This is a genomic window from Pedobacter soli (assembly GCF_900101435.1).
Taxonomy (GTDB): domain Bacteria; phylum Bacteroidota; class Bacteroidia; order Sphingobacteriales; family Sphingobacteriaceae; genus Pedobacter; species Pedobacter soli.
The window spans coordinates 696,349-713,233 of sequence record NZ_FMZH01000001.1 but is presented as its reverse complement, the minus strand read 5'-3'; the positions used below and the strand labels follow the sequence as shown (position 1 = coordinate 713,233).

Here is a 16,885-nt window from a genome sequence, read left to right as displayed (position 1 = left end):
TATTTATGCCTGCAAACAAGAAACACCTCACCAAATCTCCATGGCTTAGGCTCGCAAAGATCCTCACCGGAACCATTGGTGGCTACCTGGTTATGTTTACCTTCCATTTATTGCTATGCAAAGCTTTTCCGAAAGAAAATGTGGTAGCTACTTCTTTCATTACCGGTTATATATTATGGGCAACCTTATTGCTCGTTGCTTTTTTAGGAAAGCAGGTATGGAAAGTGGCCGGTATTTACCTGGCATTAACGCTCATTTTTTCAGGTGCCTATTTAATCGTATAAAATGGATAACAGAAAATACAATATATATTTCCATACACATACCATTAGCGGCATAATCATTTGTGCAGTGCTTTACGTCATTTTCTTTGCCGGCTCATTTTCTTTCTTTAAGGAAGAGATCAGTGCCTGGCAAAAAAATACATCTTATACCCAGAGCCGGAAAACGGTAACCAGAGATTTCGATCATATTATCGATTCACTCGCTCAAAAAAATAAGCTGCTGGGCCGCGATTTCGATTTTTTCCTGCAGAGACACGATATGGGCGCTTACGTTAGCATGAGCGCTTCAAATGATACAACCTTAAAAAAGAAACCCAAAGCCAGGCCTGCGGCTGCTCCAAAAAAACGTGGCGGACGCGGAAGAGGAGGCGATGAGGATTCCATGTATTTTAATTATGATTTTGCCCAACAAAAATCAGGTAATTATGCCGATGCGTACGACATGGGAGAATTTCTCTATCGTTTACATTTTCTGGCACAGTTAAATGTTGTGCCAATACACCTTGGCGCGCCTTTTGGTTACCTGTTAGCCGGTGTGGTCTCATTTCTTTTCCTGTTTGCACTCATAACAGGTTTAATGTTGCATTGGGATAAACTATTTTCAAACTTTTTCACTTTCAGGCCATGGTCTAAATGGAAAACCTTGTGGACAGATTTACACACGGCAATAGGGGTGATAGGCTTTCCTTTTCAGCTTGTATTTGCAGTAACCGGAGTGGTATTAATTGCAAACGTATTTTTAATAGGGCCTTATACCAAATATTTATATAAAGGAAACAGTGCCGCAATATACCAGGACCTGGAGTATAGCGATACCACCAAATTTGTTTACAGCTATAAGCCTTTGCAAACTAAATTCAGCGTTAATGATTTTGTTGCCCGGGCAGAGAAAAAATGGCCCCATAGCAGGATTGCTTCGTTACAAATCAAAAACTATGGCGATTCGAACATGCATGTTATCCTCACGGCCAAACCCCATGCGCAAGAGCGTTTTTCGGGTACCGGAAAAATCCTGTATCGGGTAAACGACCAAAAGGTATTAAAAGAAATTTCACCGGTTAAAAGTTCTACCTATGTAGATAAGGTGAGGAGCATGATTTACCACCTTCACTTCGGTGATTTTGGCGGGAAACCACTTCGCTTAATATTTTTTGTATTGGGTATTATGGGTTGTCTGGTAATCATATCAGGTATTTTAATATGGCTGGTAGCCAGGGATAAAAATAACATTCCCAAAAAGAAGCGGGTTTTTAATTTCTGGACTGCCAATATTTTCATGGCTTCATGCCTGAGTATGTTACCGGTTACCGCTTTCACCATGACGGGGTTGCTTTTCATGGAAAAACCTGGCCAGAGCGATATTTTTCACCTGTATTTTTATAGCTGGTTAATACTTGCGGTTTATTTTATCATCAGGAAAGATTTAAAGATAACCAACCAACAAACGCTCATCCTTTCTGCATTATCCTGTATCATATTGCCATTAGCTGATGGGATAAAGCGCAATAACTGGTTCTGGAATACCTTTAACCAGGGCAAATTTGAAATCCTGTTTATTGATTTGCTGTTCCTGATTTTAGGTGTGCTGGCAATAGTTGTACTGGTTAAAATGAAGCAACACGAAAAGTTAAAAACAATAAAAGCTTAACCTCAAAATAAAAGACCAACTGGAATATGAAAAAATAAACAACCGCATTTTAAGTACCCAGAAATAAATAGGCGCAAAGCTGATTTGAGGTAGCAATACCAATAAAAAACCGGATGGCTGCCACCATCCGGCTAATCATTTGCTTTTGCGCAAACAAACTTCTAACGTCAATTAAAAGTAATGCAAATTAAGAAAAATTTGTTGATCGGAATATTTATTATTCTTTGCTCAACGGCTTATGCCCAAACGGGTTCCCTGGGTGGAACCATCGTCGATGAAGCTGGCAAACCCTTGCCCGGAATCGCAGTTAAGATTAAAAACAGCAAGCTTTTTACCCTTTCTGAAAATGACGGGAACTATATCATCGCAAAGGTTCCCGTAGGAAAACATACCATCCTTTTCAGTGGTGTTGGCTTGAAAACATTGGAGAAAACCATATCGGTCCAAAATGGTGAACAAAGTACCCTTGATGCTAAGATCCTTACCGATGCACAGCAAATGGAAACTGTACAGGTTTACGGCAGAACCAAGGCTGAAGAAACCAACAGGCAGGCGTTTAACGTAACCGCTATTGATGCTAAAAAGTTGTACAACAGTACACTCGATATTTCAAGCGCTTTAGACCGTGTTTCGGGGGTAAGGGTTCGCGAATCGGGAGGTGTAGGTTCTAATTTCAACCTGTCGCTAAATGGTTTTTCGGGTAACCGGATAAGGTATTTTATTGATGGAATACCGATGGATAATTTTGGATCTTCTTTTCAGATCAATAACATCCCTGTAAACCTTGCCGATAGAATTGAAGTTTACAAAGGAGTAGTACCCATGTGGCTTGGATCTGATGCTTTAGGCGGTGCCATCAACATTGTTACAGCAGAACGTGCCGGAAGCTACCTGGATGCTTCATATGCTTTTGGTTCATTTAATACCCACAGAACCGTTTTGAATCTTGGTACAACAACCAAAAGTGGGTTTACCATACAGCTAAATGCTTTTCAGAATTATTCAGATAACAACTACAAGGTTAAAGTCGATGCTGCAGATATCAATACCGGAGCCTATGCAGTAGATGCAATGGTAAACCGTTTCCACGATACCTATCACAACGAAACCCTTATTACGAATGTTGGCGTAGTGAATAAATCATACGCCGACAAGCTTTTATTAGGTATTACTCTGGGCCAGAATTATAAGGAAATACAAACAGCCGCAAGAATGGTGGCCGTTTATGGCGGTTTTCATACCAGGGGAAACATCATTATGCCAAGTTTAAAATACCGTAAAGCTAATCTTATCAAAGGTCTTGACCTTACCTTAAACGCCAATTACAACCTTGGCCGCGAGAAACGGATTGATACCCTGAATGGCCGCTTCGATTGGTACGGAAATTTTAAACCCATCGGCACAAATGGAGAGAGTTCGAGATCATTGTACAACTACCAGAATAATAATGGTTTGGTAACGGCCACAGCAAATTATGCCATCTCTGAACGCCATAGCCTGGCCTTAAGTAATGTGTTAAACCTTTTCAACAGAAAAGGCTATGATGAGTTGAGGCCATTGAATACTGCCGACGAAGCTCCTAAAAGAACCAATAAAAATATTCTTGGTTTAGGATACAGTTACGCCATCAGGGATAAATTCAGTGCTACGGCATTCGGAAAATATATTTATCAGAATATCGTAACCACTAACACCGGCATTAACCAGCCACCTATAGAGAAAATTGGCTATGGAACGGCTTTAACTTATTTCTTTAACAGAAATTTCCAGGTTAAGGCATCATACGAACTGGCAAACAGAATGCCTGAAGCAAACGATATTTTTGGCGATCTGGTTAATCAGGAAGGTAATCCAAACCTTAAACCAGAGCAAAGCGACAACTTTAACTTAGGTTTTAGCTATGATTTTGCCATCAATAAAATTCACCGTTTCGGCATTAACGCAAATGGAATTTACCGTTATGCAAACGATTTTATTTACACCCGCTTAAACAGCAACCAAAGTAAATATGTACCCGATAACAGGGATGGGGTACGTACCTACGGCGGAGATGCCGAAATAAGGTACTCTTATAAAAACTGGCTTAATGCTGGTATCACTACAACATACCAGTATTTGCAGAACATGCAAAAGGTAGAAGCCGGTTATACCGGGGTGAGTCCGCTTTATCTCGATCAGATGCCAAACATCCCATACCTTTTTGGTAATGCCGATGTATCGGTAACATTAAAAGATCTGGGTAAAAAAGGCAATAGCTTAAATATTGGCTACAATCTGCTCTACGTACACGAATTCTACCTGTATTGGCCAAGTTTAGGGCAGCAAAAGTATAACATCCCACAACAATGGGCACACGATGTAAATGCCGTTTACAGCATGGCCAATGGCCGCTACAACATTGGTTTGGAAGCCAAAAACATTACCGATGCCTTCCTTTACGACAATTTTAGCCTACAAAAACCCAGCAGAGCATTCTACTTAAACATCAGATATTTCTTTAATAAAAACCGTAATTAACATGAAAGTACATTTTACAAAAGCTATTGCTGCATTGGCATTAGCAACAACAATTGTTTCCTGCGCTAAAAAAAGCGATGATCCGGTAGCAGAAAACCCGGGTAATTATATTTTAACCGTTACGCCTGTAGCTTCAACCGCGGTGGCAGATTATTTGTTAACAGCAAGTAACTTAGAGACTGGAACAATCTCAACAGCAGGTAATGGTGTAGAACAGGATGGAACCTACCGGTATTATGTTACGCACAATAACAAATTCTTTAGTATGCTGTACGGCCAGGGTAACCCGGGCGCGGTTACTACCTACAATATTCAGGGGGGTAAGCTAACTAAACTGTCAAACTTCCAGACCGAAACCGTTCAGGCATTTGCGCCGGTTAATAACGATATTTTGTTAACCAAACTTCCCAGGACTATCAATGCAACAGGATCTACCGTTGCCACCTGGTACCAGGTTAACACCAATAGTTTGTTAATTAGCGGTACAGGTACATTGGATGCATTGGCTCCCGGAAACAATGGAGAGATTGCACACTTCAGCTGGTTACAACAGGTAGGTACTAAGGTATATGCGCCATTTTTCAGTATTAAAAATTCGAGCTTTGCAACCAGTTACCCTGACGAAGCATGGATTGCAGTTTACTCATACCCGGGCATGCAGTTAGAAAAAACCATTAAAGATAACAGAACAAGTTTTATAGGCCGTTACTTTACCAATGGCTTAGGTGTTGTTGAAAACGGCGATACTTATGCCTTCTCTTCATCTGTAGCAAGAGACGAAACAAAATTTACATCGACAAAGCCATCGGCAATTACAAGGATTAAATCAGGCGCAACTGAATTCGATCTTACTTATTTCTTTAATTTTGAAACGGCATTGCCAGGATATTATATCACCAACTGGATTTACTTAGGTGCCAATAACTTTGTAGCCCAGGTACAGCCTATTGCTGCTAAAGGTGCTTATACTTCCGGTATCGAACTGGCAATTGTAAATGTTGTAGATAAAACAATAAAGAAGGTAACAGGCCTGCCGGCTGATGTTAAAAGCATTACGACCAATAATTACACGCCAAAAGATGGTAAAACAGCTTATTATGGCGTAAACTTAACCAGTGGAATTGGCTATATCTATAAAGTTGATGCAGCCAGTGCTACTGCGAAACAAGGTTTAAAAGTTGAAGGGGGTACAATTACTGCCGTACAGCATTTAGACTAGTATATTGATATGTTCTTTTTCGAAAGCAGTTAGAAATCCTAACTGCTTTTTTTGTTATAGCTTTCTTTTTTGGCTACAACATATCCACTTTTGGATACAAAATCTGCAGGCCTGGCACCGAACTTTGGATGAACAAAAAATAACAGCAATGAAAGTATTTATAACAGGAGCCACAGGTTTCATCGGAACAGCAGTAACACAACAACTCATCAATGCAGGTCACCAGGTTATAGGTTTAGCCCGCTCTGAAAAATCAGCAGAAAAGCTAATGGAAGCCGGTGCTCAGGTTCACCACGGAGACCTTAGTAACCCCGAAAGCCTCAAATTGGCCGCTGCAAACGCGGATGCAGTTATCCACCTTGGTTTTATACACGATTTCTCACGTTTTGAGGAAATGTGCAAACTCGACGCAAAGATAATTGCCGCCATTGGCGATGCGCTTATCGGAACGGAGAAACCATTTCTGATTACCTCCGGCACCGCGCTTTTCGCAGCAGAGGGAATTACCACCGAAAACGACCGCCATGCACAGCACCCTCATCCAAGAATAGCAACAGAAAACGCAGCCGATGCACTCGTAAGCAAAGGAATAAAAGTTGCCGTAATCCGGTTATCTCCTTCGGTACACGGAGAAGGCGACAGGATCGGTTTTGTACCCATGCTGATTAACATGGCGAGGGAAAGACAAATTTCAGCAATGATTGCTGACGGGCAGAACCATTGGCCGGCAGTACACCGGCTTGATGCAGCAGAACTTTACCTCAAGGCCCTGGAAAAACCTTTTCAGAGTGGTACCAGATACCATGCAGTGGCTGAGCAGGGTATTCCATTTAGCAATATTGCAGAGGTAATTGCAGCGCGGTTAACTGTTCCGCTAATTTCACTTTCTGCAGAGCAGGCAACTGAACATTTTAGCTGGTTCTCGCATTTTGCACAACTCGATAACCAGACCTCAAGCCAGCAAACCAGGGCTATGTTGGACTGGAACCCAAGGCATCCAAGCCTGCTCGAAGATCTTCATGGTGATGTTTATTTCCCAAAAGACCGATAATTCCTATCTTTAACCCAACGAATCTATACGCTGTAAAATGTCAGATCGCCAGCCCATTATACTCAAAACCATCTCCCAGTTCCATGCCTTAAGAGGACTGCCCGCGCCAAAACACCCTTTAATCAGCGTAGTCGACTTTAGCGAAATGGCCCCAAATATTAAGGGTGGAAGGGAGGATCTGATATTCGATTTCTACGTGATATCGGTTAAAAGGGATATGGAACATAACTACCGATATGGCCAGAAAGACTATGACTTTGACGAGGGCATTATGTTTGCCATGGCGCCACACCAGGTGTTGAGCGTAATCCGCGAAGCAGCTGGCAAGAACCCAACCGGATGGATGCTGATGGTTCATCCGGACTTTTTATGGAACAGCAACCTGGCAACTTCGATCAGAAAATACGAGTTTTTCGATTATGCGGCCGACGAGGCACTATTCCTTTCCCTTGATGAGGAGGCAAAGATTCAGCAGATTATCGATAATATCCGGCAGGAATATCAGTCCGGAATCGACAAATTCAGCCAGGATATCATGCTCTCGCAGCTGGAAACGCTGCTTAACTATTCTCAGCGTTTCTACCAGCGGCAGTTTATCACCCGCGGTAAGGCAAGTCACCAGTTCCTGCAAAAGCTGGATGAGCTGCTTGAACACTATTTCCAAAATGACAGCATGGGCAGTAATGGTTTGCCCGGCGTGCAGTATTTATCTGAAAAACTCGGAATGTCAGCGCCGTACATGCGCAGTCTCTTAAAGTCGCTCACCGGGCAGACCACCCAGCAGCACATCCACGATAAGCTGATTGAAAGGGCTAAAGAAAGACTATCTACTACCGGGCTTTCGGTCAGCGAAATCGCCTATGAGCTTGGCTTTGAGCATTCACAGTCGTTCAGTAAACTTTTTAAAGATAAAACCAAGGTATCGCCACTGCAATTCCGCAGGTCTTTTAACTGAGCAAAACGTCGGTTACATCCATCTGCCCTTAGTTAATTTATACCCTTTAGGTAGCAGATGCCAAACCTGTTTTAAGCAGGCTGGCATCCAAATTTTTACGGGAATTAAGATTTTAGGGTGCTCCAGTGTACAAATGTACCCGAAAAAATGGGGCGATTACCAGGGGCTTATTCCTGTACTATCCTCAATATCGTTGCTGAAAAATTTACCATTAGGTCCGTTATTATCGGTTAAGGTATGTTTAAGTATAAAGCTGGCGGCATTTTCTACCGTTCCTGGCCCGCTGTGGTTATTAAAATCTGTGGCCGTGTAACCAGGGTCAATTGCATTCACTTTGAAATTGTGGTTTGCCAGTTCGTGTGCGAGGACAATAGTATAAGCATTGAGAGCTGATTTTGAAGGACCATAAGCAGCTGTTTTTACCTGGTAATACTTCCATTCAGGATCGCTGTGCAGTGTGAGTGAACCAAGACCGGAAGTGATATTGCTGATTCGCGGGCTATCCGATTTCTTTAACAGTTCGAGAAAAGCCTGCGTAACCCCGATTACACCAAAGAAATTCGTGTCAAAAACGTTCCTGATCTCTTCAACTGCTGTTGTTGCGGCACCTTGCGGACTTTCGCCTAAAATACCGGCGTTGTTGATCAAAATATCCAGTTTTCCTTGCTCAGTTTCGATAGTTTTGCTTGCAGAGTAAATCGAATCGGGATCTGTTACATCTATTTCAATAGCTTTAAGGTTTTTAAGCCCGGTTTCATTTAACTCCTGTACAGCAGCGTTTCCTTTAGCCAAACTGCGGGCACCTAAGTAAACAAATATGCCCTGCCCGGCAAGTTGTTTGGCAAGCTCAAAGCCAATACTTCTGTTCGCCCCTGTAATTAATGCGGTTTTCATATTTTAAATGTTTTAAATTAATGGTGTAAAACTGCATGTTTTTAAACCACTATCATTTGCCATTTGGCAAATAATGATTTTAGCGGATATTTTTTCTGATCCTGCTCAGTGAAGACTGCGTAACGCCCAGGTAGGACGCAATATAGGCAAGTGGGATACGGTTAACCGCTGAAGGATAAATTTCCATAAATTTAAGGTAGCGCGTTGTTGCATCTTCAGATACCAGTGGGCTTCGTCTTTCTACCTTTTGCATCAAAGCCCTGGAAATAATTTTATGCACAATGGCATCCCAGCCAACAATGGTTTGCAGCAGTTCCAGCCAGTCTTTTCGCGAAAAGACGATCATCTTACAGTCGGTAACTGCCTGCACATAGGCACTTGAGCAAATTTCATTGTCAAAACTTTCCAGATCAACAACGAGATTATTTTCGTCTATAAAATATTTCGTAATTTCTTCGCCTTTATTGTTGTAATAACAAACCCTCAGAATGCCTTCGGTGATAAAGCCAACTTGCCTGGCAATTTTGCCAGCTTCCGAAAAGTATGCCTCTTTATGCAGCGTAAGGGTTTTAGCTTTGCTGGCAATAAAATCCATCTGTTGCCGGTTGAGATTGCCGAACTTTAAAATAAAGTTAAATAGTGCTTCCATGGCCGCAATATACTTAAAGGAAAATTTAGCCCTTTTGCCATTTGGCAAAAAAAAGCCAGTGCTTGTTGATGAGTTGTAATTTTAATATGATGTTATACAAAACCTTGTATCACTAAATCAAAAAGCAGGGCAGGAGATAAGGCCTTAACAAGACTGGTAACAGAATCTATTAAAACAAGGATAAAAATTATCTGCCTCCTTGCAACTAATTAAACAGTTAGGTGTCTAATACGAAAAGTACCTATGAAAATGCGCCCGGCCTTAGTGATATTTGTCCTTTTTCCTTTGAGCTTATTCGCTCAAAATAAACAGCAGCATCAGCTTGATTCGTTAATGAAGGTTGCGCACCAGCGAGGTATATTTAACGGGAACATCCTGGTTGCAAAAGGGAACAAGATCATCTATGAACAGTCGTTTGGCCTGGCAGATGCTGAACAAAAGCTACCTTTGAGCAAAGAAATGCTGTTTGATGTCGGATCCATTAGTAAGGAATTTAACGGCGCTGCGATTATGTGGCTCAGCGAGCATGGCAAGCTATCGCTGGATGATGAACTGATCAAATATTTTCCTTCCTTTCCACTTTGGGCAAAAACAGTCAAAATCCGGCACCTGATCAATTATACCAGCGCAATCCCCATTCTGGGCCCGGAGCTTGACGGCAATGACAGCCTGATTTTAGAAAGCCTGAAAAACCTCAAAACGCTTGCAGCTGCACCCGGAACAGTATATATCTACAACCACATCAATGTATCGCTTCAGCGCAGCATTATTGAGATGGTTAGTGGTATGAATTACAGCACGTTTTTGCAAACACATATCTTTCCGGCTGCAGGGATGAAGCATGCCCGGGTAGATTACCCTGTAGATGCAAAAGGCATGGCCCGGGCATTTGACGAGGAAGGAAAAACCGTTCCTTACGCCCAACAAACAAAGGGATGGGTACGTCTGCCCGTGAGAGACTTATATAAATGGATGATTACCCTGGATGCAGGAAAAGTAATTCCGGCAAGCGCATTAAGGGAACTTGGTCGTAATTTCCCCGGCGGAGAAAGCAGTCTGGGTACTACCAGTTTTAATGATGATGCTTTGATCTCTCATCAGCACCAGGGCTCTAACAGCAATTACGAAGCAGCATTTTATCACAACGCCAAAGATGGCATATCGATTGTGATGATGACCAATAACCAGCAAATGAATGTATGGCCGCTCAAAACCGCAATCGTCCATATCCTCCAAAACGAGCCTTTTACCATACCGAAAAAATCGCTTTACCTCAGCATCCGTGATAAAATACTTGCCGATTTTTCAAAAGGGATGGAATACTACCACAGCCTGAAAAGCACCGGACAGCAATCTTATGATTTTAGCTTTGAAATAGGCGACCTGATCAGTACTGCAAAATACCTCCAGCGGAGAGGACGGTTTGATGATGCAATATCCATACTTAAAGCGGCCGTTGTCCTTGATGCAAAAGCCCAGGACCGCTCTTATGGTTATGAGCTAATGGGAGAATGTTATGAAAAGAAGGGCAACACCAGCTTAGCCCTCGAAAGTTTACAAACGGCTGTATCGCTATATCCTGAAAATAAAAATGCTGCAGGCATGATGCTCAGGCTTAAAAATAATTGAGCGCTGATGGCTGAGGCTTCGGATTTGCAGGACCGAATAGTTCTTTCTTAGTTTGCTACCGCATTCACTCTGGAAACAAATTCATCAATGTTAAAAGGTTTGGCTATAAAATCGTCCGGAACAAATTTTTTAGATCCATCCGGTGCTGAAGCATGCGCCGACATCATCAAAACCGGAATATTACTGGTTCGCTCATCGGTTTTTACCTCCCTGCACAGGTCATGGCCATTTCCATCAGGCAACCTCACATCCATAATCAGCAGGTTAGGTTCATTCCAAAGCATATCCTTTCTAAAGCTCCTGATATCTGCATAAAGCCTCACATCATAATCTTCCTGGTCTAACAACAGTCCAATAATTTCTCTGATATCGCGGTCATCCTCAACAACCATTACTTTCTTTCTCATAAAATTTCGTGTACATCATTAGAACCAGATAAAAAGCCAAATGGTTTTAGGTTCATAGAAAAAGAAATTATTGAGGTGCCTTGTTTTTCAGATTTCTGGTGGCTTAACACTCAAATCGATTTTTACATGAAACAGGATCCTGATTTCGCTAATGGATGGTTGTATGATATTTAAGCTGTATTGATGCTAATTATGCTATCTTTAGCGCTATAAACTATAAAATTCATGGATAATCATAGCATCTCTAGCGAACAGTTCTTATCTGGTGGCGGGGAAATGGGGGCGTTAATACGTTCGATGGACTGGTCTGATAATCCACTTGGCCCGGTGGAAACCTGGCCCCAAAGTTTAAGAACATCGGTAAGTTTGTGCCTTTCTTCAACTTTTCCCATACTTATTGCCTGGGGGCCGGAAACGATCCAGATTTACAATGATGCGTATCGTCCAATCTGCGGATCAATGCACCCGCAGTCGATGGGCATGAACTTTCGGGTATGCTGGGAGTCGGCACTGGAAGTAGTAGGCGATAAATTTACCCGAGGACAGCAGGGGGAGGGAACCTACATTACCGACCAGCAAATGTTTCTGTTTCGTTATGGATACCTGGAGGAAGCTTTCATGACCTTTTCATTTGCACCTATACGCGATGAATCAGGAGAAGTTGGCGGTATATTCCATCCCATTACAGAAACTACAGATAAAATGCTTAACGCGCGCAGGACCCAGGTACTGCGGGAGATGGCAGCCGTTTTGGCCAAAGCCAAAAGCATTGAAGAAATTGGCAGCCTGGTTGCCGAAAAACAACCGGATTTTGTAGCTGATTTACCTTTTTTATTATTCTACAGCGTAGCTGCCGATGGCGCTTCTGCCGGTTTGGTAAGCGCAGCAGGTACAGCGCTTGCCCCAGCTTTAACCATCCCTGAGATATTACTGGATGGTAGCGATCAAAGCTGGCCGCTTGCAGCAGCAAGCTCGTCGGCCCTGGTATTGGATGACCTGGCTTCAAGATTTGGCGATTTTAGCTGCCAACCTTATCCCGAAACTCCTCATACGGCAGTTATATTGCCGGTATTCATTTCAGGAAAAGCAACACCATTCGGCTATATCGTTGCCGGCGTAAGTTCCAGAAGGGCAATTGATGAAGATTACCTCGGGTTCTACTCACTACTGGCCAATACTTTCAGTAGTGCTGTTTCTAATGTATATGCCTATGAGCAGGAACAAAAACGTGCCGAAGCCCTTGCGGCGATAGACCGTTCAAAAACTGCTTTTTTCAGCAATGTAAGTCATGAGTTCCGCACCCCGCTTACACTGATGCTCGGCCAGCTGGAGGATCTTCAACATAAGGCCATCATGTCTGATCCTGAAATTAGCGAAATTGTGCTTTCCTCTCACCGGAATTCGATGCGTTTGCTGAAACTGGTAAATAACCTGCTTGATTTTAGCCGGGTAGAAGCGGGTAGGGTGAAAGCGGCTTTTCAGCCTGTTGATATTGTTGAAGTTACAGCTGATCTGGCCAGTAGTTTCCGCTCCATCATCGAAAAAGCAGGAATGGAACTTGTGGTAGAAATCCCTCAGGCTGAGCTCGAAGTTTTTCTCGATATCCAGATGTGGGAAAAGATTGTACTCAACCTGCTTTCCAATGCCTTTAAATATACCCTGAATGGGAAAATAACGGTTGAACTATTGCCCGAAGAACGGCACGTGGTTTTAAAGGTTTCAGATACCGGAGTGGGTATACCCGAATCCGAACTGCCGCATATGTTCGAGCGTTTTCACAGGGTCGAAAACGCTATTGGCAGAACCCACGAAGGAAGTGGTATCGGTCTATCGTTGGTTAGCGAACTGGTAGGTTTGCACGGTGGTAATATAGCTGTAGAGAGTGTCTTTGGCGAAGGCTCTGTTTTTATTATCCACATCCCGCTGGGTAATGCACATCTGCCCGAAGCGCAGGTACACCAGAAAGATTACCAAGGGCTGATGAGTGGTTTAAGAGAATCCTTTTTGCAGGAAGCTTCTGGGCTGCTTGGCGAAGCATATAGCCTGCAAAGTAATGAAGATGAATCAAGCCATCCGTTACAGGAAAATGAGCCTGAGGCTAAAGTACTCATCGTAGATGACAATGCTGATATGCGTGCTTACCTGAAACGCCTGCTTGAAGGAGAGTTTACCGTTTACACTGCGGTTAATGGTGCCGATGCCTTGCAACAACTTAATGCCTTTACTCCTGAGCTAATCTTAAGCGATATTATGATGCCGGTAATGGATGGTAAGGGCTTGTTAAAGAAAATAAGGGAACGGGAGGAAAAACATTGGATACCACTCATATTTCTCTCGGCAAGGGCGGGCGAAGAAGCCAGGTTTGACGGGCTTGAAGCCGGGGCAGATGATTACCTTGTTAAGCCATTTTCGGCTCAGGAACTCCTTAGCAAGGTAAGGGCACAAATTAACATTAACCGGGTGAGGCTCCATAATGAACGGCGCATGCGCGATTTCGTTGCGGTAGCTACCCACGAATTGAAAACACCCTTAACGGCCCTCTCTGGTTACGTACAGTTAATAGCCAAAAAATCTGCAACCATAAACCAACCGCTAATTACAAATGCAGCTGAGCGGGCAGGTTATCAGGTTACGAAGATGGCCAGGCTGGTAGACGATTTTCTGGATGTAAGCAAACTCGATGAAGGGATGTTACACCTGAACCGGGAACATTTCGATATCCACAAGCTGGTTAGCGAAATTGTAACCGATGTACAATCTACATCACCCAGCCATACACTTCACTTTACCGCAGGAGATCTGCTCAAGGTTGAAGGTGATCGTGAAAAAATAGGTCAGGTAATTACCAATCTCCTTATTAATGCCGTTAAGTACGCGCCGGAAGCACCCAAAGTTGAAATTGCCATCACGGTAAATCAGGGGCAAGTGGTTATTCATGTTCGCGATTACGGCGTTGGCATTAAAAAGGAAGACCAGGCGCATGTATTTAAGCGTTTCTACCGTACCGAATCGGCCAATAAAGGTTTCAGGGGATTTGGTGTTGGTTTATACCTCTGCTCAGAAATCATTAACCGCCATGGCGGGAGCATTGGGGTAGAGAGTGAACCGATGAAAGGCTCTACCTTCTACTTTACTTTGCCGGTAAATGATTCGGCTACAGTCGAAGCCGTTTAACATAAAACCAGTATACATAAAAAAGCGGTTGCCGGAAAAACCAGCAACCGCGTTTGATCTTCAACTAACCAAAGTTTATGATCATTTAAGGTAGATGTGGGATGGTAACAAGCCCGGCAAGACGATTGTTTTGAAAAAAAAATAATGTTTCTTAATTTGCATACTTCCTGCATGAGTAAAATCCTCATTAAAAGCGGTTTACGAAGTATAAAATTATCTCTATTTGCTGTATTTAGTCAATGGGCTTAAGCTGTAAAATCTATCCGGTTTTACTTGCCGGCAGCGCCCTGGTTGTAAAGAAGGCAAAACAAAACCTGCCTGAAGGGGTTATATGAAGGATTCATTTCAGCAGAAATGGGTTAAGTGTTTCAAAGCACCATTTAAACATAACAGCCACTTACAAATTATACAATCAAATTGGATACAGCTAAAAATAGAGATTTTGACCTTTCAGCAAATGCAGGAGCATCCAATATTCAGCTGATGACCATGGCATTAGATGCCTCCAACTCCGGGGTGATTATTACAGATCATACCCAGCCGGATAATCCTATCATATATTGCAATAAAGCTTTCGAAAATATTACCGGGTACTCCAGAAAAGACATTATCGGGCATAACTGCAGGTTTCTGCAAGCCCAGGACCGCAATCAAAAGGAAAGAGAAATTTTAGCCCATTGTATTGCCGAAGGCGAAGAATGCCGGGTAGAAATCAGGAATTATAAAAAGAACGGCGACCTTTTCTGGAACGAACTTTATATGGCCCCTGTAAAAAATGAAGCCGGAGAGGTTACTCATTTTATTGGCATTCAGAACGATGTAACCTGGAGGAAGAATGCTGAACATGATTTGCGCCAGCAAAAAACAGTGATGGAAAAAAAGATCAGGGAAAGAACCATGGCCCTGAAAGATAGCGAAGCTTTCCTCTCCAGTATCATCGAAACGGTAAGGGAAGGATTGCTGGTACTGGATCCCGATTTCAATGTGCTGAGTGCAAACTACCATTTCTTAAGAACTTTTAAAGTAAGTCTGGAAGAAACCGTTGGCCGGCAATTATATGATTTGGGTAACCACCAGTGGGATATTCCCAAACTGCGCGATCTGCTCATTAAAATCCTGCCAACCAATAATCCGGTAGTAGATTTCGAGGTTGAACATGATTTTCCGCATATAGGCAGAAAACTAATGCTCTTAAACGCATACAGAGTAGAATTTGAAGGACAGTTTAAAGACCAGATCCTGCTGGCCATAGAAGATATTACCGAAAGGCGCGAAGTAGAAAACAGAAAGGATGATTTTCTATCAATAGCCAGCCACGAGCTGCGTACCCCTTTAACCACCATTAAAGGGTATGTGCAATTGCTGGAGCGCGCGATGCCTGAAAACGCCAGTCAGAAGTTTTTGTCGACCTTTGGAAAAGTCTCGGTATATGTAGAAAGGTTAAATGCCTTAATCGGAGAATTGCTTGATGTTTCGCGTATCCAAAGCGGCAATATGGAATTGCACATGGCCCGCTTCGATTTTGATGCCATGATTGCAGAAGCAGTAGATGGTATGCGGGCAACAGTGCCAACCCATAATATTCTGCTTAAAGGCCAAACCGGAGCTAGTGTAGTTGCCGATGAGTCGCACATTGCGCAGGTAGTAACCAACCTGCTGTCAAACGCCATCAAATACGCACCCGATTCAAAGCAAATTGAAGTGAATATTGCCAATGTAAGCGAGTATGTAAAGGTATCGGTTAAAGATTTTGGTTTAGGAATGAGCCAGGAAGACCGCAAAAAAGTTTTTGAACGTTTTTACCGTGGAGTGGAAATTCAGAAGAAGTTTCCGGGAATGGGGATAGGTCTTTATATCTGCGATCAGATTATTAAAAACCATAATGGAACGCTCTGGGTAGAAAGCGAAATCGGTAAAGGATCAGTATTCAGCTTCACCTTACCAAAAGCAGGAAAGGAACAACATGGATAAGAAAAAAATCCTGATTTGCGATGATGATGAAGGCATTATTGATGTATTGGAAATGATTATGGAAGAGGTGGGGCATGAAGTGATGTCGGTGAATGACAGCCTGAAAGTTCAGGAAGTTATTGACAAAGTGCAGCCAGACCTGCTTATCCTCGATTTGTGGATGCCCAGACTTTCTGGTCAGGATGTACTCAGGCAATTAAGAAGCCATCCACAGCACGATAAATTACCGGTTATCGTCATCTCAGCCAGCCGCGACGGGGAGCAGATTGCAACTGCTGCCGGTGCTGATCAGTTTATTGCCAAACCCTTCGATTTGGGCAATATTGTCGAATCGGTAGATGCGTTGCTCAATTAAAAAAATATTCACATCCGGCTTGTACTTTAAGATGCCTTTATCCGTAATATGGATAATCATAAACAGCTTAATATAGCTACCGATTATTGAGTTTAAAGTTTTCGTTTTGTCTTAATTCCTGGTTTATACTTT

General features: G+C 42.7%; 13 protein-coding genes. 10 read left to right on the top strand and 3 right to left on the bottom strand.

Annotated elements, in window-relative coordinates; genetic code table 11:
• Positions 1-5 precede the first annotated feature (5 nt).
• The 6 genes from BLR37_RS02840 to BLR37_RS02815 all read left to right on the top strand — a co-directional run bounded on the left by BLR37_RS02840 (position 6) and on the right by BLR37_RS02815 (position 7,674).
• Positions 6-284: a hypothetical protein gene (locus BLR37_RS02840; protein WP_039471844.1), complete on the top strand. Its 279-nt coding sequence runs from the start codon at positions 6-8 to the stop codon at positions 282-284.
• Between the two features lies 1 nt (position 285).
• Positions 286-1,932 carry a PepSY-associated TM helix domain-containing protein gene (locus tag BLR37_RS02835; RefSeq protein ID WP_090764329.1) on the top strand — a complete coding sequence of 549 codons (1,647 nt, stop codon included), beginning with the start codon at positions 286-288 and terminating at the stop codon, positions 1,930-1,932.
• 180 nt (positions 1,933-2,112) lie between these two features.
• Entirely contained in the window at positions 2,113-4,449 is a 2,337-nt protein-coding gene (locus tag BLR37_RS02830; protein WP_090764326.1) for a TonB-dependent receptor, read from the top strand.
• 1 nt (position 4,450) lies between these two features.
• Positions 4,451-5,668, top strand: a complete 1,218-nt coding sequence (locus BLR37_RS02825; protein WP_090764324.1) for a DUF4374 domain-containing protein — start codon at positions 4,451-4,453, stop codon at positions 5,666-5,668.
• Positions 5,669-5,816: 148 nt separating this feature from the next.
• Positions 5,817-6,719, top strand: coding sequence for an SDR family oxidoreductase (locus BLR37_RS02820; protein WP_090764321.1), 903 nt, complete (start codon positions 5,817-5,819; stop codon positions 6,717-6,719).
• Between the two features lie 37 nt (positions 6,720-6,756).
• The gene (locus tag BLR37_RS02815; RefSeq protein WP_090764315.1) at positions 6,757-7,674 is read left to right on the top strand and encodes a helix-turn-helix domain-containing protein; all 918 of its coding nucleotides are present in this window, start codon (positions 6,757-6,759) and stop codon (positions 7,672-7,674) included.
• A 156-nt stretch (positions 7,675-7,830) separates the two neighbouring features.
• Here BLR37_RS02815 and BLR37_RS02810 read toward each other — a convergent pair whose 3' ends face one another.
• Positions 7,831-8,568 (bottom strand): SDR family oxidoreductase, encoded by a 738-nt coding sequence (locus tag BLR37_RS02810; RefSeq protein WP_090764312.1) that lies wholly within the window; start codon positions 8,566-8,568, stop codon positions 7,831-7,833.
• A gap of 79 nt (positions 8,569-8,647) precedes the next feature.
• Entirely contained in the window at positions 8,648-9,217 is a 570-nt protein-coding gene (locus BLR37_RS02805; RefSeq protein WP_039471830.1) for a Crp/Fnr family transcriptional regulator, read from the bottom strand.
• A 243-nt stretch (positions 9,218-9,460) separates the two neighbouring features.
• On the opposite strand from BLR37_RS02805, the gene BLR37_RS02800 reads away from it, so the two are divergent.
• On the top strand, positions 9,461-10,846 hold the full coding sequence (locus BLR37_RS02800) for a serine hydrolase domain-containing protein (RefSeq protein ID WP_090764309.1): 1,386 nt from the start codon (positions 9,461-9,463) through the stop codon (positions 10,844-10,846).
• Positions 10,847-10,893: 47 nt separating this feature from the next.
• Here the strand turns inward: BLR37_RS02800 and BLR37_RS02795 are convergent, their stop codons facing one another.
• Positions 10,894-11,253: a response regulator transcription factor gene (locus BLR37_RS02795; RefSeq protein WP_039471826.1), complete on the bottom strand. Its 360-nt coding sequence runs from the start codon at positions 11,251-11,253 to the stop codon at positions 10,894-10,896.
• Between the two features lie 225 nt (positions 11,254-11,478).
• On the opposite strand from BLR37_RS02795, the gene BLR37_RS02790 reads away from it, so the two are divergent.
• The 3 genes from BLR37_RS02790 to BLR37_RS02775 all read left to right on the top strand — a co-directional run bounded on the left by BLR37_RS02790 (position 11,479) and on the right by BLR37_RS02775 (position 16,753).
• Positions 11,479-14,427: a sensor histidine kinase gene (locus tag BLR37_RS02790; protein ID WP_208599585.1), complete on the top strand. Its 2,949-nt coding sequence runs from the start codon at positions 11,479-11,481 to the stop codon at positions 14,425-14,427.
• Positions 14,428-14,844: 417 nt separating this feature from the next.
• Positions 14,845-16,398 carry a sensor histidine kinase gene (locus BLR37_RS02780; RefSeq protein WP_244154578.1) on the top strand — a complete coding sequence of 518 codons (1,554 nt, stop codon included), beginning with the start codon at positions 14,845-14,847 and terminating at the stop codon, positions 16,396-16,398.
• Positions 16,391-16,753 carry a response regulator gene (locus BLR37_RS02775; RefSeq protein ID WP_090764304.1) on the top strand — a complete coding sequence of 121 codons (363 nt, stop codon included), beginning with the start codon at positions 16,391-16,393 and terminating at the stop codon, positions 16,751-16,753. The genes BLR37_RS02780 and BLR37_RS02775 overlap by 8 nt, the downstream gene beginning before the upstream one ends.
• The last annotated feature ends 132 nt before the right edge of the window (positions 16,754-16,885 follow it).